The organism is Lentzea sp. NPDC003310, from assembly GCF_040610935.1.
Taxonomy (GTDB): domain Bacteria; phylum Actinomycetota; class Actinomycetes; order Mycobacteriales; family Pseudonocardiaceae; genus Lentzea.
Genome location: NZ_JBEXNC010000018.1, coordinates 166,623 through 185,970, shown reverse-complemented (window position 1 = coordinate 185,970; position 19,348 = coordinate 166,623). Strand labels below are relative to the sequence as shown.

General features: G+C 70.5%; 13 protein-coding genes. 8 read left to right on the top strand and 5 right to left on the bottom strand.

Annotation, left to right across the window (positions count from 1 at the left end; translation table 11 throughout):
- Positions 1-7: 7 nt before the first annotated feature.
- From ABZX02_RS33580 to ctaD, 4 genes are all read left to right on the top strand, one after another.
- Entirely contained in the window at positions 8-934 is a 927-nt protein-coding gene (locus ABZX02_RS33580) for a slipin family protein (protein ID WP_355304303.1), read from the top strand.
- A 419-nt stretch (positions 935-1,353) separates the two neighbouring features.
- Entirely contained in the window at positions 1,354-5,250 is a 3,897-nt protein-coding gene (locus ABZX02_RS33575; RefSeq protein WP_355304301.1) for an AAA family ATPase, read from the top strand.
- The gene (locus tag ABZX02_RS33570; RefSeq protein WP_355304299.1) at positions 5,251-6,576 is read left to right on the top strand and encodes a hypothetical protein; all 1,326 of its coding nucleotides are present in this window, start codon (positions 5,251-5,253) and stop codon (positions 6,574-6,576) included. It begins immediately after the preceding gene.
- A 37-nt stretch (positions 6,577-6,613) separates the two neighbouring features.
- Positions 6,614-8,371, top strand: a complete 1,758-nt coding sequence (gene ctaD / locus ABZX02_RS33565; RefSeq protein ID WP_355304297.1) for a cytochrome c oxidase subunit I — start codon at positions 6,614-6,616, stop codon at positions 8,369-8,371.
- A gap of 163 nt (positions 8,372-8,534) precedes the next feature.
- Here the strand turns inward: ctaD and ABZX02_RS33560 are convergent, their stop codons facing one another.
- Together ABZX02_RS33560 and ABZX02_RS33555 are read right to left on the bottom strand one after the other, a co-directional pair.
- Positions 8,535-9,347 carry a hypothetical protein gene (locus ABZX02_RS33560; RefSeq protein WP_355304295.1) on the bottom strand — a complete coding sequence of 271 codons (813 nt, stop codon included), beginning with the start codon at positions 9,345-9,347 and terminating at the stop codon, positions 8,535-8,537.
- 71 nt (positions 9,348-9,418) lie between these two features.
- A complete protein-coding gene (locus ABZX02_RS33555) occupies positions 9,419-9,679 on the bottom strand; it encodes a hypothetical protein (protein WP_355304293.1) in 261 nt (86 codons plus the stop codon).
- Between the two features lie 151 nt (positions 9,680-9,830).
- On the opposite strand from ABZX02_RS33555, the gene ABZX02_RS33550 reads away from it, so the two are divergent.
- Positions 9,831-10,367 carry a DUF4240 domain-containing protein gene (locus tag ABZX02_RS33550; protein WP_355304291.1) on the top strand — a complete coding sequence of 179 codons (537 nt, stop codon included), beginning with the start codon at positions 9,831-9,833 and terminating at the stop codon, positions 10,365-10,367.
- A gap of 191 nt (positions 10,368-10,558) precedes the next feature.
- Here the strand turns inward: ABZX02_RS33550 and ABZX02_RS33545 are convergent, their stop codons facing one another.
- The 3 genes from ABZX02_RS33545 to ABZX02_RS33535 are packed head-to-tail and all read right to left on the bottom strand — an operon-like array spanning position 10,559 to position 16,075.
- On the bottom strand, positions 10,559-12,487 hold the full coding sequence (locus tag ABZX02_RS33545) for a VWA domain-containing protein (protein ID WP_355304289.1): 1,929 nt from the start codon (positions 12,485-12,487) through the stop codon (positions 10,559-10,561).
- Positions 12,484-13,872, bottom strand: a complete 1,389-nt coding sequence (locus ABZX02_RS33540) for a sigma 54-interacting transcriptional regulator (protein ID WP_355304287.1) — start codon at positions 13,870-13,872, stop codon at positions 12,484-12,486. Before ABZX02_RS33540 ends, ABZX02_RS33545 begins: the two co-directional genes overlap by 4 nt.
- A 55-nt stretch (positions 13,873-13,927) precedes the next feature.
- The gene (locus ABZX02_RS33535) at positions 13,928-16,075 is read right to left on the bottom strand and encodes a N,N-dimethylformamidase beta subunit family domain-containing protein (RefSeq protein ID WP_355304285.1); all 2,148 of its coding nucleotides are present in this window, start codon (positions 16,073-16,075) and stop codon (positions 13,928-13,930) included.
- A gap of 106 nt (positions 16,076-16,181) precedes the next feature.
- On the opposite strand from ABZX02_RS33535, the gene ABZX02_RS33530 reads away from it, so the two are divergent.
- The 3 genes from ABZX02_RS33530 to ABZX02_RS33520 all read left to right on the top strand — a co-directional run bounded on the left by ABZX02_RS33530 (position 16,182) and on the right by ABZX02_RS33520 (position 19,324).
- Positions 16,182-16,598, top strand: a complete 417-nt coding sequence (locus ABZX02_RS33530; protein ID WP_355304283.1) for a YcxB family protein — start codon at positions 16,182-16,184, stop codon at positions 16,596-16,598.
- Positions 16,599-16,658: 60 nt separating this feature from the next.
- Positions 16,659-17,456: a hypothetical protein gene (locus ABZX02_RS33525; RefSeq protein WP_355304281.1), complete on the top strand. Its 798-nt coding sequence runs from the start codon at positions 16,659-16,661 to the stop codon at positions 17,454-17,456.
- 161 nt (positions 17,457-17,617) lie between these two features.
- Positions 17,618-19,324: a trypsin-like serine protease gene (locus ABZX02_RS33520; RefSeq protein WP_355304279.1), complete on the top strand. Its 1,707-nt coding sequence runs from the start codon at positions 17,618-17,620 to the stop codon at positions 19,322-19,324.
- The last annotated feature ends 24 nt before the right edge of the window (positions 19,325-19,348 follow it).

The window sequence follows — 19,348 nt, the reverse complement described above, 5'->3', positions numbered from 1 at the left end:
GGGTCCCATGGTCTTCCTGGAAATCCTCGGCGGACTCCTCGCGCTCGGGGGCCTCGGCCTCGCGATGAGCGCCAGGGTGATCAAGCAGTACGAACAGGGACTGGTGTTCCGGTTCGGCAAGCTCCAGCAGGGCGTGCGCGGGCCGGGGCTGACGATGCTGGTGCCCGGGGTCGACCAGCTCCGGAAGGTCAACCTCCAGATCGTCACCCTGCCCGTGCCGGCGCAGGACGGCATCACGCGCGACAACGTCACCGTGCGCGTGGACGCCGTCGTGTACTTCAAGGTGCAGGACCCGGCGAAGGCCGTCATCAACGTCGAGGACTACCGGTTCGCGATGTTGCAGGTGGCCCAGACGTCGCTGCGCTCGATCATCGGCAAGAGCGAACTCGACGACCTCCTGTCCAACCGCGAGAACCTGAACCAGGGCCTGGAACTGATGATCGACACCCCGGCCCTGGCGTGGGGCATCGACATAGACCGCGTCGAGATCAAGGACGTGGCCCTGCCCGAGAGCATGAAGCGCTCGATGTCCCGCCAGGCCGAGGCCGAACGGGAGCGCCGGGCCCGCATCATCACCGCCGACGGCGAGCTGCAGGCGTCGAAGAAGCTCTCCGAGGCCGCCGGCACGATGGAGTCGACGCCGGGCGCGCTCCAGCTGCGGCTGCTGCAGACCATCGTGGAGGTGGCGGCGGAGAAGAACTCGACGCTGGTGCTGCCGTTCCCGGTGGAGCTGCTGAGGTTCCTGGAGAAGAACACGAACCTGGACCTGCCAGGCCTGGCGAAGGCGGCAGCGCCAACGGACACCCCGCCGCCCGCCGCCACCGAACTGCCCGAGGCCTCGCCGGGCGCTGAGTTACCCGCGCCGCCACCGAGCGCGGAGCTGCCGACCACGCAGAAGGACGACCGCCGCCCGGCCACGCCACCGGAGGGCTAGGCACCCCCGCGCCGCACCCACCCCACGTCCCGTCACTCGCACCGCCACATGCCCACCGCTCACCCCACGCGGCCCCAGCTGCCGCCCAGCAGCGCCCACCCACGTCCGCACCACCCCTGTCCGCTACCGCGCCCACCTCACTCCACGCCACACCCACTTCCCCGCCCGTGCACCCCTCCTCCCACGCCACTCCCGCTTCCCTGCTCGCGCACCCCCTCCTCCACATCGCACACCCGCTTCCACACCATCTCCCCTCACACCGCACAACCCCCTCCCCCTCCCGCGCACCCCACCACCCCCGTCCGCCCCATCCCCACCACAGCCCGGCCCGCCTACCGGCCCTCCGCTTAGCCCATGTGAGGTACCCGCCGTAACACCCCCTCCCCTCCGGCGACGAGTGGACAGGGGGTTGGTGACGCATGCAGGAGAGGGTCAGAGGCAGGTTCGTCGGCATCGGCGTCGGCTCCTACGAGCTGGTGCAGCCGCTGCAGCACGCCGTGAGCGACGTGCGGGAACTGCGCGCCCTCCTCCAGGGCTACGACGGCGAGCCGCTCGCCGACCCCACCGAGGCCGAGATCCGCGCCCACATGAAGGAGCTGCGCCGCACTCCCCAGGACGGCGGCGCGCTGGTGGCGCTGTGGAGCGGCCACGCGATCCCCGTCGCGGGCAACCTGAGGCTTCTCGCCAAGGACAACGACGGCGCGGTCGACGGCATCATGCTGCACGAGTTCGCCCTCTGGTGCGCCGCCTCGGGAGCGCACCAGGTGCTCATCATCATCGACGCCTGCTACTCGGGCGCGCAGCTCGACGAGGCCGTCCGCACGGTCGCGGCCGTGCAGGAGGAGTTGCTGGCCGGGCAGGTGCACTGGGCCGGCGTGCTGGTGTCGTGTTCGAGCATTGAAACGGCACGGGACGGGTTGTTCGGCGGGAAGCTGCGCAAGCTCCTGAGGGCCGGCCCTACGGCCGATGAGGACGCACGGCGGTGGAGCGACCGCATCGCGTTGGTCGACGGTGGTGCGGTGGGGACGGCTCTCCTCAACGCGTGGGACAGCGACATCCAACGGCCGCGCTTCATGCAGTACGGGTCCGCGCAGCCGATGTTGCCCAATCCGCTCTATGCCGCGAACACAGTCGTGAAGCACCTTCTGCTCGCGGCGCGCGGTGGTGACTCCGCGGACGGCAGGTCGTGGTTCACCGGCCGCACGGCCCAGGTCGACAAGGTCGTGGGCTGGGTCAGGTCGCGCAGCGCCGGGCTGCGGGTGGTCACCGGGGCGCCGGGCACCGGCAAGTCCGCGGTCGTCGGCCGGGTCGTCAGCCTGTCCAACCCGGCCGAGCGCGACCTCCTGCTGACCGCCGGGCCGCCGTTCCGGCACGCCGACCCCGGTCCCGGGTCCGTGCACGCCGCCGTGCACGCCCGCGCGATGGACGCCGACCGCGTCGCCGACCTGCTGAGCCGCCAGCTGGTCGCGGCCGGGCTGGTGCCCGAACCCGAGGGGCCGCGGCGCGGCGCCGCCGAGCTGGTGGGGGTGGTCAGCGGGTTGCCCAGGCCTCCGGTGTTGGTGGTCGACGGCCTGGACGAGGCGCGCGGTGAGTCGTTCTCGATCGCCACGTCGTTGCTGACGAAGCTCGCGAACCACGCCGTCGTGATCGTCTCGACGCGGCAGGCGCACCGGGTCGCGGGTGGCGCGCCCCTGCTGACCGAGCTGGCGCCGGTCGAGGTGCTGGACCTCGACAAGTCCGACAGCGAGGCCGACGTCCGCGAGTACGTCGTCGCGCGGCTGGGGCCGGGCGCGGCGCAGTCCACTGTGGACGAGCTGGCGACGCTGCCGTTCCTGACCGCGTGGATGATCACCGACCAGGTGCTGGCCGACGGCGGCGCGGATCTGAAGCTCTCGCTGGACGCGGCGTTCGACCGTGAGCTTGCGAAGGTGCCCTCGGCGCGTGCGTTGCTGACGGCGCTGACGTGGAGCTACGGCGCGGGATTCCCCGAGGCCGAGTGGATGGCCGTGGCGCAGGCATTGTCGGGCGAGGAGTTCACCCGTGACGACATCACGGCCGTGCTCACCGAACTGGGCCGTCACGTCGTCCAGGACGGTGAGGAGGGCACGGCGGTCTTCAAGCTCACGCACCAGACGTTCGCGGACCACCTGAGGCCACCGTTCGCGCCCAGCCGGGACGAGGTGTTCGCGCCCGGCGCCGAGAAGGTGGCGTGCGCGCTGATCGAGCTGTACCGGCAGCGCATGGAGGCGGGCGTGCCGCCGAACGTGCCCGGCTACCTGTGGAAGTACGCGTGGCGGCACTGCGGGCACGCGGGCACACGGGCACTGGACGGGCTGCGCGCGCTCGCGGTGATGAACCGGATGTTGTTGCCGGACATCGCACTCGCGGCCACGACGGCGGCGAACGAGCTGATGCACTGGGGTCGCGGCGACGAGGCCGTCGCACCCCTCGAAGAAGCCGCCGAACACTTCCGCGCACTGGTCCCGACGCTGCGGATGTACCTGGCGGACCTGGCTTTCGTGCTGAACAAGCTCGGGCGCCGCTTCCGCGAGGCCGGACGGCTGCAGCAGGCCGTGGCGCCCGCCGAAGAGGCGGCCGTGCGCTACCGAGAGCTGGTCGCGTCGACACCGACGACGGCGGAAAGCCTTACGCACAAACGGCTTGCACAGCGCATCGCGAAGACGACGACGCACGGTAGTGAGAACCCGACGTACGCGGCACACCTCAGTGGCGCATTGGTGGACCTCAGCGAGGTCTACGCGATGTTGGGGCGTAGGCAGGATGCGTTGTCCACGGCGCGTGACGCCGTTGCGGCCGTGGACGCCGATGCACCACTTGCGCGCGCGATCACATGTCTCGCCGCACGGTGCAGCGACTTCGGTCTGCGCTACGAAGCGATGCAACGGTCGAAGCAGGCCGTCGAGCTGTACTACGCCCTCGCGCAGACGAACCCGGTGTTCCTCGCGGACCTGGTCAGCGCGTTGGTGGAGCTCAGCCGCGACTACCTGGCGCTCGGGAGGCTCTCGGACGCGGCGAGCACGACCCAGCAGGCCGCGGAGATCAGCGGCACGCTCGGCCGGCACGCCGCGTTCCGCCCCCAGCTCGCCGACGCGGCGCTGAGCCTGAGCGTCGCGTACAGCATGGTCGACCGCACCGACGCGGCCCTGGACGCCGCCCGGCAGGCCGCCGACCTCGCCGACGGGCTGCGCGTCCACGCCCAGGCGCTGCACAACCTGATGCGCCGCCAGCGCGACGCGGACAAGCCCCGCGAGGCCCTCGCGACGGGCCTGCGGACCGTCGAGGTGTGCCTGCTGCCGGAGAACACCGATCGGCTGTCCACGCTGGCGGCGGCGCTGTTCACGCTCGACACGCTCTGCGCGGGCCTCCGGCAGCCGGAGATCGTCGACGAGACCTGGGAGAGGGTGACCGCGCGGTTCACCGGACCACACCTCGCCACGCTGCTGATGCTGCGCGCGGCGGCCACGAGGGCGGGCGATCCGGCGGCGGCGAAGTGGCTGTGTCAGGCGCTCACGCACGTCGGCCAGTCGCGACAAGCGATTCACGACGTGCACGACATCGCGCGCCGCCACTACGACTCCGGTCCGTGGCCCTGGGACACCACGCCGGACTGGCTGTCGGTCGACCGTGCGCTGCTGAAGACCGCACGGTCGTGGGTGTTCGCACGGTCCTATGCCGAGGAACGGACGATCCTGCTCGCACATCCCGAGTTGTTGTCCACGGACGCGGACGTCGCCGTCACGGAGGCGTTGTACGGGACGAGCCTGATCGAGGCGCAGGTCATCCAGGCGCGACGGGTGACCGCGCAGCAGCAGGGCGTCGAGCTCGCGTACCGCCCGTGGCTGCTCGCGAGTCTCGCGGACGAGTTCGTGGACTCCACGCCCGCACGCCGTCGCGACCTGCTCGCCACGCGCCGCGACGAGTTGCTGGACAAGGAAGTCCTGAAGAACGTCCGCGACAACCGGCCCGTGCACGCGTTGCTGCTCCTCGCCGACGAGGACGCCGATGTCCTCGACCTCGTGCTCGACGCTCTGGAAGACCCAGCACGCATCACGGACGTGCTGCGGAGCCTCGCCGCCCATGCGTCCCCTCAGGCGCTGACGCAGGCCGTCACGGCGTTGGAGCCGCACGCGCTGGCGGCGCTGTACAAGGCGGTCGCGCGCGCTCGCGCCGGTGACTCACGCCTGGCCGTGCCCGCTCCTGGGCAACGGCTGGCGTGGATTCACGAGCTGACCTACTTGGTGCCCGCGAACCTCGCGTTGCTCTCCCTCATCCGCAAGCTCGCCGAGGAGTCCTAGATGAGCGATCTGGTCGTGGTGCTGCCCGGCATTCTCGGCAGCACGCTGCGCAACGAGGACGGCATGGTCTGGGAGGTGTCGGGCAAGGCCGCGTTGCGGGCGGTGCTGACACTCGGGCGCAGCCTCAAGCGGCTGAAGCTCCCGGCCAGCATCGGCGACGAGCACCCCGGTGACGGCGTCGAGCCGGTGGGGCTGATGGCGGACCTGCACGTCGTCCCCGGCATCTGGACGCCGCTCAAGGGCTACGACCGGGTGACGCGCAGGATGAACTCCCTCGGCTACACCGTCGAGAAGGGCAACCTGCTGCTCTTCGCCTACGACTGGAGGCTCTCGAACCGCTACAACGGTGCGTTGCTGGCCCAGCGCGTCGACGAGGCGCTGGACCGGATCGGCCCGGACGCCAAGGTCAGCTTCGTGTGCCACTCGATGGGCGGGCTGGTCGCGCGGTGGGCCGTCGAGCAGTGCGGGCTGGCCGAGCGCACCGACAAGCTGATCACGATGGGCACGCCGTACCGCGGGGCTGCGGCGGCGCTGGACCAGCTGGTCAACGGTGTGCGCAAGGGTCTGGGACCGCTCGCGATCGACCTGACGGAGTTCGCGCGGTCGATGCCGTCGCTGCACCAGCTGTTGCCCGAGTACGCGTGCATCGAGTCGCCGAACGGCCTCCTCAAGACCACTGAGGTGTCGTTGCCCGAACTCGACACGAAGATGGTCGAGGACGCGATGGCGTTCCACGGCGCGTTGAGCGACTCGTTCGCCGATCAGACGTACGCGATCCTCGGCGGTAAACAACCCACGGCCACCACGGTGCGCATAGCGGACGGCAAAGCCACCTGCTACCGGACCTACGAGGGCGACGAGCTGTACGGCGATGCGACCGTGCCGATGGTCGGCGCCGCACGGCGTGGACTCGCCTTGTCGTCGAACACGCTGCACCGCGTGACGGAGCAGCACACGTCGTTGCAGGACAACGCCGCCGTGCTGGACGCCGTGGAGTCGTTCCTGACCGCGAAGAAGATCGTCCCCCGCAACGTCACCGACACGGAACCACAGGTCAGCGTCCCGGACCTGGTGCTGGTCGGCGAGGACCTCGAGGTCACCGTCGAGCTGAAGGACACCACGCCGCGCGCGCTGAAGGTCGCGCTGCTCGACGAAAGCGGCAGACAACTCGAATCGCGCAGTCCCGCGATCTCCGAGAGCATGGCGATCAGATTCGACGGATTGGCCCCCGGCGCCTACTACGTGCAGGTCAGCGGCATCAGGGCAGGTGCTCCGGTCGTCCCGGTGACGTCGGCGGCACTCGTTGTGGATTGCCGCGAGGTCTGACCGGGAGGACGATTGGTGCCTGCACGGAGGAGGCGCGATGACCACGATCAAGCCAACGCCCGTAGTCCCCCACCCCGGGGCGGCGCGCGCACGGCCGAAGGGCTCGTACTTCCTCCAGCTGTTCAAGACGACGGATCCCAAGCAGATCGGGATCATGTACCTGACCACGTCGTTCGCGTTCTTCATGATCGGCGGCGTGATGGCGCTGCTGATGCGCGGCGAGCTGGCGCGGCCGGGCCTGCAGTTCCTGTCGAACGAGCAGTACAACCAGCTGTTCACCATGCACGGCACGATCATGCTGCTGCTGTACGCGACCCCGATCCTCTTCGGGTTCGCGAATTACATCCTGCCGCTGCAGATCGGCTCGCCCGACGTCGCGTTCCCGCGCCTGAACGCCTTCTCGTACTGGCTGTACCTGTTCGGCGGCATCACCGTGGTCGCGGGCTTCGTGACACCCGGCGGCGCGGCCGACTTCGGCTGGTTCGCCTACACGCCGCTGTCCTCGGCCGTGCACTCGCCGGGCGTCGGCGCGGACCTGTGGATCATGGGTCTCGCGGTGTCCGGCCTGGGCACGATCCTCGGCGCGGTCAACATGACGACGACGGTCGTGTGCCTGCGCGCGCCGGGCATGACGATGTTCCGCATGCCGGTGTTCACCTGGAACATCCTGGTGACGTCCGTGCTGATCCTGCTCGCCTTCCCGATCCTGACCGCCGCGCTGATGGGCCTGGCCGCCGACCGGCACCTCGGGGCGCACGTGTTCGACCCGGCCAACGGCGGCGTGATCCTGTGGCAGCACCTGTTCTGGTTCTTCGGCCATCCCGAGGTGTACATCGTCGCGTTGCCGTTCTTCGGCATCGTGACGGAGATCTTCCCCGTGTTCAGCCGCAAGCCGTTGTTCGGTTACAAGGGTTTGGTGTTCGCCACTCTCGCGATCGCCATGCTGTCCGTGGCGGTGTGGGCGCACCACATGTACGCGACGGGCGCGGTGCTGTTGCCGTTCTTCGCGCTGATGACGTTCCTCATCGCCGTGCCGACGGGCATCAAGTTCTTCAACTGGATCGGCACGATGTGGAAGGGACAGCTGACGTTCGAGACGCCGATGCTGTTCTCGATCGGCTTCCTGGTGACGTTCCTCTTCGGCGGCCTGACCGGCATCCTGCTGGCGTCGCCGGCGCTCGACTTCCACGTCTCCGACACGTACTTCGTGGTCGCGCACTTCCACTACGTGCTGTTCGGCACGATCGTGTTCGCCACGTACGCGGGCATCTACTTCTGGTTCCCGAAGATGACCGGCCGGATGCTGAACGAGCCCCTGGGCAAGCTGCACTTCTGGACGACGTTCTTCGGCTTCCACGGCACGTTCCTCGTGCAGCACTGGCTGGGCAACGAGGGCATGCCGCGCCGCTACGCCGACTACCTGCCGTCCGACGGCTTCACGTTCCTCAACACGCTCTCGACCATCGGCGCGTTCCTGCTCGGCGCGTCCGTGCTCCCGTTCGTGTGGAACGTCTTCAAGTCCTACCGCTACGGCGACCCGGCCCCGCAGGACGACCCGTGGGGCTACGGCAACTCGCTGGAGTGGGCCACCACCTCGCCCCCGCCGCGGCACAACTTCAAGGAGCTGCCGCGGATCCGCTCCGAGCGCCCGGCGTTCGAGCTGCACTACCCGCACATGGTGGAGCGGATGCGCGAGGAGGCGCACTTCTCGCTGACCCATCCCGGCAAGCACCGGGCGGGCAAGGACGAGGTCACCGAGAAGGCGCTCGCGTCGACGGACCGGGACGGCGTCTAGGGTCTGTATCGAAGTCCGGGGTTCGATGAGAGTCGCGCCTGAGGTGGTTCCTGGCGGTGCGGCCGGACGGCCCGCGTACCGGTGTTGTACGTGGGTCGTCCGGCCGTGCCGTCAGGGGCCGTCTCAGGCCCGGCTATCGCGGATTCGGACTTCGATGCAGGCCCTAGCGCCGGCCGGGCACCATGCCCGCCTCGACGACGGCCTTGCTGAGCGGCGCGGCCAACTCGACGAACCGCTGCTTCTCCTCGTCGCTGAGCACGTCGTAGGCGGGCGCGGCCATGTGGTCCGTCTCGTCCTCGATGCCCTGCCGCAGCTCACGCCCCTTCTCCGTGAGCAGCTCGTCCTCGCCGACCAGCCCGCGCTGCTGCAGGTCTTGCACCGTCGCCGCCCACTGCTCCTGGGACCACGCACGGGTCTTGCGCAGCGCATCGGCCGGATAGTCGCCCGTCGCGACGTGCAACACCAACGCCTCGATGCCGGTGATGTTGTGCTTCAGCAACGCCGCGAGGTGCCCGTCGCCCCGGAACTCGCGCAACAACGTCTGGGCGTGGAACAGCCGCAACCGCGGCTCGTCCGGCCACTCCAGCGCGGCGTGCGCGGCGAACAACGGCCGACCGTGCAACATCTCCGTGGACCGCTCGGCCGCGCGCCGGGCCAGGTCGTTGATCTCCTTGAGATCGTCCGGCAGCACCTTCGCCAGCGCCTCGTCCGCCGCCTCCCAGCGCAGCTCGAGCATGCGCTGCGGCGAGACCTTCTCCCACGCCTGCGGGATGCGCGCCCGCACGATCGCGGGGTTGAAGTTGTAGAACGTCGCGATCACGACCTCGGCCCCGACGGCACCGAGCGCCGCCGCCCGTGACGCGAAGTACCCGCCGGGCCGGTCGAGGCCGACGCTCGCGTACCGGGAGTCCGCCTCGGGGGCGAAGTAGATCATTCCGTGCACGGCCTCGAGCGAGCGAAACAGAGTCCTGATCATGTCTGCCAACCTAGTACGAGCCGGGGTGGCCGGTCAGCTGCGCTCCGGCCGCCCCGAGTCTCAGCGGACGATCAGTGGTTCGCCCAGAGGAAGTACTGGTTGCTGTCGGCCTCCAGCAGGCAGCCCACCGGCACGTCGTAGTCGAGCCGGTAGTCCACCCCGGCCCTCTGGCACGCCGAGAGACCGTCCCCGTTGCCCGGCCACGGACCTGCCACGACCCGCCACACCAGCGCGCCCACGTCGCTGCTCGGCGCGGCCGAGGCGGTCGCCCCCATCGTGCCGAGTGCCGCGGCTGCGACGGCGACGGCGGACACCACGTTCGCGAACTTCACGTTCTCCCCCAGGGAATCGAGTGGTTGTCGTTCGACATGAAACCTATGACAGAACGGAGTCGAGCGGTCACCACCAGTTGCACAGTTGCACGCGCGGCCCCGCTTCGCCACCCGCGGAAAATTGTCAGACCCCTCTGCCAAGCTTCGACACGTGGACCCGAACACCTTCTGGAAGCTCATCGCCGACGCGAGAGCGAGCGTCGCCGACCCGTCCGACGGCGACGAGGTGGCCTCCGCCGCCACCACCCTGCTGGCCGCCCGCCCGCCGGCGGAGATCGTTGCCACGCAACAGGTCCTGTGGGACCTGCTGGCCGTCTCGTACCAGAACCCGTTGTGGGCGGCGGCGTACATGATCAACGGCGGCTGCTCCGACGACGGCTTCGACTACTTCCGCGGCTGGCTCCTCACCCAGGGCGAGGAGACCTACCACGCCGTCGTCGCCTCGCCGGACGCGCTGGCCGACCTGCCGGCCGTTGTCGCCGCCGCCGAGTCGGGAGACGAGATCGAGTGCGAGGCGGCGCTGTCGATCGCCTGGGACGCCCACATCAAGGCGACCGGCATGCAGTTACCGCAGGACGCCTTCCGGATCCGCTACCCCGAGCTCGACCCGGACTGGGACTTCGACTTCGACGACAGCGCCGAGCTGGCGACCCGCTTACCCCGGCTGGCCGCGCTGTTCGACGTGTGAGGCGGGCAGCTGATCGAGCCCGCTGAAGGCTCGACCCGCTGCTCTCGCCTGCAGGGCAACGAGAACCCTGGACTCGTGCCACGCCGCAAGAGCACCGTTGCGGCTCCCTGTTCTCAACGGCGCCGACGCCTCAGGCAGCCGGTGACCGCAGCGGCACTCAGCCCCTCCGCCTCGAGCAACCGCCCGCCGGATCAACGCCTCCGGCGACGAGACCTCAGGTAGTCGCTGACCACGGCGGCACCCAGCCCCTCCTCGTCCGCCGCCACCACACGTCCGCCACCCCGCCGCGCCACGATGTCGACGAACGCCGCCAGCCGCGGGTCGTCGCCCAGCTTGAACACCGAGATCGTCGCTCCGAGCCGTGCCAGAGCGTCGACCTCGTTCAGGGTCTTGGCCAGGGTCCGGGGCAGCGGCGGGTAGTTGAACTCCGCGTCGCCGTCCGGTTCAAGGTGTGCGGTGGGTTCGCCGTCCGTGACGACCAGGACAACGGGCTGGGCGTCGGGGTGGCGGCGCACGTGGCGGCCCGCCAGCAACAACGCGTGGTGCAGGTTCGTGCCCTGCTCCCACACGCCTTCCAGCGCGGTCAGCTGGCCGATGTCCACGGACTCGGCGTAGCGGCCGAAGGTGACCAGCTGCAAGGCATCCGTGCGGAAACGGGTGCGCACGAGGTGATGCAACGCGAGTGCCGTGCGCTTCATCGGCACCCAACGCCCGTCCTGCACCATCGACCAGGAGGTGTCCACGCACAACGCCACAGCCGCACGAGAGCGGTGCTCCGTCTCGGAGACCTCGAGGTCCACGACGTCCAGCGACATCGTGCCGGACCGCAGTACCGAGTTGCGCAACGTGCGCGGCACGTCCCAGGGTTCGGTGTCGCCGAACTGCCACGGGCGGGTCGAGCCGATCAGCTCGCCCGCGGCGCCGGCCGAGGTGGTCTCGCGGGCGCCTTGCGAGGAGCGCAGCTGGTCGACGACGCCGCGCAGCGCCGTCTCGCCCAGGCGGCGCAACGCTTTCGGGGTCAGCCGCAGCGACCCGTCGGGAGCGCGCTCCACGATGTTCTGCGACCGCAGCGCCTTCTCCAGCTCCGCGAGGCGGCGCGCGTCCACGGAGGCCGACTCGCCGAGCTGGCGTTCGAGGGCTTCCAGGTCGATGTCCTCCAGGCGTGCGCCTGGGTACGACTGGGAGAGCTGCTCGGCCAGGGCGTCGAGCTCGGCCAGGTCCGCCATCGCCTGCGCGCCCTCGCCCAGGCCCAGCGGGTCCTGGCCGCGGAAGCGCGCGGACGACGTCCAGTCCTCGCCCGGCCGCAGTCGCTGCAGCAGGGAGTCCAGAGTGGACAGCTGGGAGCCGATGCCGCCGAACGCCTGCTGCGACAGCGCGGACAGCTCGGCGCGCTGCTGCTCGGTCATCGAGTTCATCATGCGTTGCGCGGCGGCCGAGCGGGCGGCCAGCGCGTCGATGAGCTCGTCGACGTTGCGGGGGTTCTCCGGGAAGAACTCGCCGTGCTTGCGCATGAAGTCGTCGAACTGGCGCGGAGTGTCCGGTGAGCCGGCGGCGTGCGCCTCCAGCAGCGAGTTGAGATCGCGCAGCATGCGCTGGATGCGCTCGACGTCGCGGGAGTCCACGTTGGACAGCGCGTCCTTCATGCCCTGGAAGCGCTGGTCGAGCAGTTCGCGACCGAGCAGGTCGCGGATCTGCTCGAACGCGGAGCGGGCCTCCTCGGACCGCCAGTCGTACGAGGACAGCTCCTGCACGGCCGCGGCGGTGCCCTGCGGCAGGGCGTCGAGCTGGGCCTCGCGGAACCGCGCGTCATCGGACGGGTCCGGGAACAACGCGCGGCGTTCGGCCTCCAGTGCCTGCTCCAGGAGCCGACGGACCTCCGTCAGGGTGCCGTCGAGGCGGTGCCGGCGCTGGATCGAGGCGCGGCGCTGCCACAGCCGCGACGTGAGGTCGTCGAGGCCGCGGGTGCCGTCGACGCCGCGGCGCAGCAGTTCGCGCAGGGCGGACTGCGGCGAGGCGCCCTCCATGATCTCGCGGCCGAGCTCGTCCACGGCCGCCCGGAGGTCCACCGGGGGCGCCAGCGGATCGGCGCCGCCGCTCCAGCGTCCGTACCGGTACCTCATCCGTACACCGATCGGTCGTCGGAGGAGTCGTCCTTCGACAGGTTGCGCGTCAGGTACAGCGACTCGAGAGCCAGCTCGACGGCCGACGCGATGCGTCCGACGGGGTCCTTCGGGCCCGCGCCCAGGCGGGCCGCGACCTCGTGCAGGATCGGCAGCTCCGGCAGCGCGGCCAGCAGGTCGCCCGCGTGCACCCGGTCACCGGTGGCGACGGGGTGGCCGTCCGAGACGACCTCGGCGAGCGCGCGCAGGTTCAGCCCCGCCAGGCGTGCCCGCGCCGTGTCGGCGATCGAGCGGCGCAGCAGGTGCACCAGGACCTCTTCCTCGCGCCCCTCCTCCCCCGCCTCGAACTCGAGCTTGCCGCGCAGCACGTCCGGCACCGACTCGAGGTCGATCGGACGGGCGATGGGCGGGTTCTCGCCGATCAGCGCGGACCGGCGCAGCGCCGACGCCGCGACCGTCTCGGCGGCCGCGACCGCGAACCGGGCGGAGACGCCGGAGCGCTGGTCGATCGACGAGGACTCGCGCAGGTGCCGGACGAACCGGGCGATGATCTCCAGCAGGTGGTCGCCGACCTCGGCGACGAGCTCGGCCTCCTGGCGGACCAGGTCGACCTCGGCGTCGATCTCCAGCGGGTAGTGCGTGCGGACCTCGGCGCCGAAGCGGTCCTTGAGCGGCGTGATGATGCGGCCGCGGTTGGTGTAGTCCTCGGGGTTCGCGGTGGCCACGAGCAGCACGTCGAGCGGCAGCCGCAGCGTGTAGCCGCGGACCTGGATGTCGCGCTCCTCCATCACGTTGAGCAACGCCACCTGGATGCGTTCGGCCAGGTCGGGCAGCTCGTTGATGGCGATGATGCCGCGGTGGGCACGCGGGAGCATGCCGTAGTGGATGGTCTCCGGGTCGCCGAGCGAGCGGCCCTGCGCCACCTTCACCGGGTCGACGTCGCCGACCAGGTCGCCGACGGACGTGTCGGGCGTGGCGAGCTTCTCCGCGTAGCGCTCCTCGCGGTGCCGCCAGACGACCGGCAGGTCGTCGCCGAGCTCGGCGGCCCGCTTCCTCGACTCGGGCGTGATCGGGTCGAGCGGGTGTTCGCCCAGCTCGGAGCCCTCGATGACGGGCGTCCACTCGTCGAGCAGGGAGATCAGCGAGCGCAGCAGGCGGGTCTTGCCCTGCCCGCGCTCGCCGAGGAGCACGACGTCGTGGCCCGCGAGCAGCGCTCGTTCGAGCTGCGGGAGCACCGTGCGGTCGAAACCGACGATGCCGGGCCACGGGTTGCGTCCTTCGCGCAGGGCCGCGAGGAGGTTCTCCCTGATCTCGGTCTTGACGCCGCGCGGCAGGTGCCCGGCGGCGCGCAGTTCGCCCGCCGTGCGGGCCAGGTTCTGGGTCACGCAGACGACGCTACGCACCGGAACCTGACCCGTCGACGTGGAGCGGCTCCAGCTGCTAGCGCAGGGAGGCGTTCACGGCGTTCAGCAGGATCCGCGACATCTTCGGATCGTGGGCCAGAGCACCGTTGAAACACAAGGAACTCGCGCTGAACACCCATCCACCGTTCGGTTTGGACAGCACGCACATCTCCGCGCCGTGCGGTTGTTCTCCATGAGCGAACTGGACGACGCCGGGCGCCTCCGGACCCGCTCCCGCCCGCGTGTCGACCTCCCAGCCGCTCGCCGCGAAGTTGTAGCCGGTCTCGCCGAACCGGTCGCCGATCTTCAGCCCGGTGCCCTCCAGGAACGGGTGGTCGGCGTCGACGACGTATGGGTACATCTCCATGTACGAGGTGCTGTCGTACGCGACGCCGAGCACCTGCGACTCCGGCCTCCCCTGCTCGCGCCATGTCCACCGTTGGCCGTTATCGGGCCGTCGGTGCAACACGAACCCACCTGCGGCGTCGTAGTCCACGCGCTCGTACATGCCGTTGCCGCCCGTGTAGATCACACGGCCGCCGTTGTCGAGGTACGTCTCCAGCGCCGCGCGCATCTCGGGCGTCCAGTACTCGGGGTGCGTGGCGAGGACGAGCGACTTGTACTGCGCGAGCCACGACGGGTCGTGCAGGTCGAGGTCCTGATAGCAGTCGTAGGCGACGTTGTTGTCCGCGAACCACTTCATCAGCAACAGGTCGCCGTAGAAGCGCACGTCGATGAACCCCGGGGCCTCGATGTAGGCGTTCGCGAACGGCCGCCGGACGGAGAACTGACGGCGCCCGTACGGGTCCTCCCACGAGTACTGGAAGTGGCCGCCCCAGTGGTTGTAGGCGTTGTGCGTGAGGAACGGCAGCAAGAGCGCGGCCTTCTCTCGCGGCTGCTTCGGCTTCACCACGAACGGGATGTACTGCCTCATGCCGTACGCGCCTTCGAGCTTCACGACGTGGAACCCGGACTGCCAGTCGTCCGGCACGGTGAACGAGAACGACGCGGGCCAGCCCGGCCCGGTCGCCCGGTAGCCGGACCGGAGCAGGTGCCGCCGGCCCCGGTACGTCTGCGGAGCCCTGACCTGCGTCGCACCGCCCTGTTCGAGCGGTCCGGTCAGCCGCAGCACGCTGGCCGTGAACTCGTCGAACGTCGTCGAGACGGCGACGTCGAGGGTCTGGCCGGGCGCGACCGACCAGTTCGCGTAGCCCTGCAGGTTCGCGCCGCGGTGGACGCTGAAGCCGGTGCCGACCAGCGCGCCCGTGCCGTTGGGCCAGAAGACGCCGGACGTGTCGATCGTGAGGTGGTTCGCGAGCTTGTACCAGCGCAGTTCGTGGTCGGTCTGCCGGTGGTCCCGGTTGACCCACACCACGTAGACGGAGCCGTTCTCGGCGAACCGCTCGACCCCCGAGCCGAAGTCGAAACCGGTGCCGATGTGGATGCCGTCGCCGTTGTTCGCCCACGCGCCGGGACCGTTCGAGCCGTCACCCGCCAGGTAGCGGAACCAGTGCAGCACCGCGCCGTGCCGCACGCCGTAGATGACGCCGTTCAGGTCGGCGAAGAACATGTCGTAGTCGCGCTTCTCGCTCGCGATCTTCTGCCCGACGCCGTTGTTCGCCCACGCACCGGGGCCGTTCGAGCCGTCACCCGCCAGGTAGCGGAACCAGTACATGTCGCCGTGCGCGTCCACGGCGTAGAAGACGCCGTCCCAGCCGCCGAAGACGTACGAGTACTGGCCGAAACCGCGGTGGATGATGTTGTTGGTGCCGGGAGCCCAGTAGCCCTCTCCGGTGGCAGCGTTCGTGAGCACCCACTTGTGCCACCACATCGTGCCGTCACCGCACAGGCCGAAGACCTGGCCGTGCTGGTCCGCGAGCACGGTCGGGTGGATCTGCCAGCCGCTGCCGATCTCACGGCCGTTCCCGTCGGCCCAGTTGTACGTGCCGTTGTCGCGGCCCAGGTGCTTGAACCACTTGAGGCGGCCGTCGGCGTAGACCGTGTAGATGACGCCGTTGCCACCGGGCACGATCTGCAGCAACCGCTGTTCCGGGTCCTCCACGGCCAGGGCGTGTGCCGCCGGCTGGTGCCCCGCCGTCAGCGCGACCCCGGCCAGTGCCGCCGCCGTCCCCTTCAGCACGGTTCGGCGCGCGACGGTTCTCTTTTCGTCATCCCCCAGATGCATGAGGGCATCGTGCAGCACAATGCGAGGCGCTATGAGCAACTGTGTCGACTTCAAATGGGCCCCTTCACCCGCGGACTGGCGCGCCAGCCTGCGCACGATGGTGCCGTTGTTCAGATGGGCCCCGTGGTTCGCGCTCGTGCTCGCGGCGTTCTCGCTCGTGCTGCTGCTCGCCTTCGAGGACACCCTCGCGGTGGCGCTGTTCGGCCTGGTGTGCGCCCTGGTCATCGGCTTCATGGAGCCGGTCGCGGTGTGGTGGCGGTTCACCTCGGACGAGATGATCAGCCGGACGGTGCTCGGCAGCGCCGACGCCCGGTCGTTCCGGATGGCCGTGGGCAACTCCGTGCGCGAGGAGATCGCCTGGGACGAACTGCCGGCCTGGACGGAGACGCGGCAGGGCTTCGTCCTGGAGACGCTGGAGGAGGGCGCGGGGTCGCTCTCGGTTCCGCACCGGGCGTTCGCGTCCGATGAGGACCTCACGTCGTTCCGCTCGCTGCTGGAGGAGCACATCGGTCCGGCGAAGTAGCTGTCTCGGATCGGGCACACCGGGTGGGGCTCGGCGGGCCGCGCAACGTAATCTCGTCGGGTGTCCTGTGCGAGTGCCACGCTGGTCGTGTGGACGTCGGGCTGGCTGCACGGTCTAGCCGCCGCCGACGACGTCCTCGACGCCCTGCACCTGTGGGCCGAGCAGCACGAGGTGGTGGCCGACGACGACGGCACCGCCACGGCGCTCGACCTCCCCGGTCCCGACGAGGCCCCCGTGGGCCCCGCCCTGCTGCTGGCCGCCCTGCGGCGCGCGGGCGCGACCTCAGCCCGGCTGGTCCTCCCAGTACCAGGCGACGTACGAGGACTGGGCGGCAAGGGCCCCCTCGCGACGTGCGCGCTGCGTGCCGGTGAGGCGCTCGTCGTCCCGTCGGTGCACATCGGGCTCGTGCCGAAGATCGTGGCCGACGGCGTGATGCGCTGGACGGTGTTCGACCTGCCGTCGTCCAACGGCCTGGAGCACATCCCGATCGGCGAGGCCGAGCACGGCCTGGGCGCGGCGCTGCGCGAGGCCACGGCCGCCCTGGCGGCACTCGACGTGGCCAAGCACCGCCCGAACGTCCGCAAGGAGATCGCCGACCTGGCGGCCGAGAACTCGACGCTGCCCTGGCCGGACGCCATGCCCCCGCGCTCCCTGCGCGTGCTGCAACGGGCCGCCGAGGTGGCCGCGATCGTGTCCGTGGCCAGCTCCGACGCCCCCGGTGGCGCCCTGTCGGCCTCCGCGATGACCGCACGCACCGAGGCCTTGCGCCCCGTGTCGTTGGCCGTGCGCCGCGCACGGTGCGCAGCGGTTGACGAGGCCGTGCGCGTTCTCGCCGACAGCGGCGCGGGCAGGCACTGAGGCAGCGTCGCGAGACTGCCGGCCGGACGCGTGAACGGGTGCTCTCCGAGGACACGAGCGCGTCAACTGCGCCACAACGGTCTGTGATTTTCCCTGTGCCCGGTTCATCCTCTTGCGGGCGCGCGTGGACTCGCGCGCCCAGGTGTTCAAGGGGGCTGGGGATGAGTCGAGTGAGACGGCGGTGGAAAGCCTGCGTCGCCGGAGTCGCGGTGGCGGCCGCCGCGACGCTGCTGCCGGGTTCGGCGGCGGGGTTGTCCGGCGGCACGGTGGTGTCCGGCGGGCAGTTCGGGTTCCTGACGCGGGTGGTGCACGCGGGCGGGGCGTGCAGTGGTGCTCTGGTCGACCGGTTGTGGGTGATCACGGCGGCGTCGTGCTTCCCCGCCACCCCGCAGGGTGGTGTGCCCGCTTCGCCGGTCAAGGTGACGCTGGGGGCCGTGGACCTGGCCCGGGGTGCGGGAACGACGGCCGACGTGGTGGAACTGGTGCGGCGGGGCGACCGCGACGTGATGCTGGCCAGGCTGGCGGCCCCGGTCGTGGACGTGACGCCGGTGCCGCTCGCGACCAGCGCGCCGGTGGCGGGACAGGCCCTGCAGGTCGGCGGGTTCGGGCGAACGGCCACCGAGTGGGTGCCCGACAAGCCCAGGATCGCGGAGTTCGCGGTGAACGCGGTCGACGCGCTCCGGATCATGACGACCGGGGCGAACGGCGTCGACACGTGCAAGGGCGACGCGGGAGGGCCCGCCCTGCGGACCGTCGGCGGCGTCGTCGAACTGGCCGGGGTGAACACCACGTCGTGGCAGCACGGGTGCTTGGCGGTGACGGAGACCCGGCAGGGCAGCACCCACGTGCGCACCGACGACATCGCGACCTGGGTCAGGGACACGGCCGCCACCACTGCCACCGCGGACCCGACGCCGGTCAGCTTCGGCGAGGACGTGCACGTCTTCGCCGTGGGAGCCGACCGCCAGGTCCACCAGAAGGTCCTGCGGCGCGGCCAGGGCTGGACGGGGTGGACACCGCTGGGCGGAGATCTCACCGGACCGGTGGCGGCCTTCGTGCGCGGCCAGGAGCTGCACCTGTTCGGCTCCGGCGCGGACGGTCACCTGTGGCACCGCGCCTTCGTCTCCGGTGCCTGGAGCGCGTGGGAGGACCTCGGGGGTTCCGCCACGGGCCGTCCGGCGGTCATCGAGTACGAGAACGGGCTGCACGTGTTCGTGCGCACCGCGGCGGGACGCCTGGCGCAGAAGAAGTACGAGCAGTCCTGGTCGTCCTGGGTGGACCTGGAGGGCGGGATCTCCGGCAACCCGGCGGCCCTGCGGTTCCGCGGGTCGTTGTACGTCTACAGCCGGGGCGAACCGTCGGGGCACGTGTTCCAGAAGGCGTTCCACCCGACGCTGGGCTGGCGGCCGTGGGAGGACCTCGGCGGAGTCGTGTCCGGCAGCGTCACGGCCGTCGAGTACGGCGGGGCGATCTACCTCCACGGCCGGGGCAAACCGTCCGGGCACGTGTTCCAGAAGGTCCACGTGCCGGACCAGGGCTGGCGCGAGTGGGAGGACCTCGGCGGGGTCGTGTCGGACAGCCCGTCCGTCACGACGTACGCCGGGTCGTTGCAGATCTACGCGCGCGGCGAGCCCTCGGGACACCTGTTCCAGAAGGCCTACGACCCCAGCAGTGGTTGGTTCCAGTGGTCGGACGTGGGTGGTGACCTCACGGGCAGCCCCGCGGTGACGGTGAACGCCGATGCCTCGCTGCACGTCTACGCCCGCGACAAGTCGACCGGGCACGTGGTGCAGAAGCCCTACGTCTTCGGCGGGGACTGGTTGCCCTGGGCCGACCTCGGAGCGATGCACGGCGTGGTCCTGCGCTGACCCGCCGTGCACCGGGCCCGTCCG

Coding starts and splice junctions, on each gene's coding strand:
- ABZX02_RS33520 (WP_355304279.1), top strand. CDS start 17,618: ATGAGTCGAGTGAGACGGCGGTGGAAAGCCTGCGTCGCCGGAGTCGCG.
- ABZX02_RS33570 (WP_355304299.1), top strand. CDS start 5,251: ATGAGCGATCTGGTCGTGGTGCTGCCCGGCATTCTCGGCAGCACGCTG.
- ABZX02_RS33575 (WP_355304301.1), top strand. CDS start 1,354: ATGCAGGAGAGGGTCAGAGGCAGGTTCGTCGGCATCGGCGTCGGCTCC.
- ABZX02_RS33560 (WP_355304295.1), bottom strand. CDS start 9,347: ATGATCAGGACTCTGTTTCGCTCGCTCGAGGCCGTGCACGGAATGATC.
- ABZX02_RS33535 (WP_355304285.1), bottom strand. CDS start 16,075: ATGCATCTGGGGGATGACGAAAAGAGAACCGTCGCGCGCCGAACCGTG.
- ctaD (WP_355304297.1), top strand. CDS start 6,614: ATGACCACGATCAAGCCAACGCCCGTAGTCCCCCACCCCGGGGCGGCG.
- ABZX02_RS33545 (WP_355304289.1), bottom strand. CDS start 12,487: ATGAGGTACCGGTACGGACGCTGGAGCGGCGGCGCCGATCCGCTGGCG.
- ABZX02_RS33580 (WP_355304303.1), top strand. CDS start 8: ATGGTCTTCCTGGAAATCCTCGGCGGACTCCTCGCGCTCGGGGGCCTC.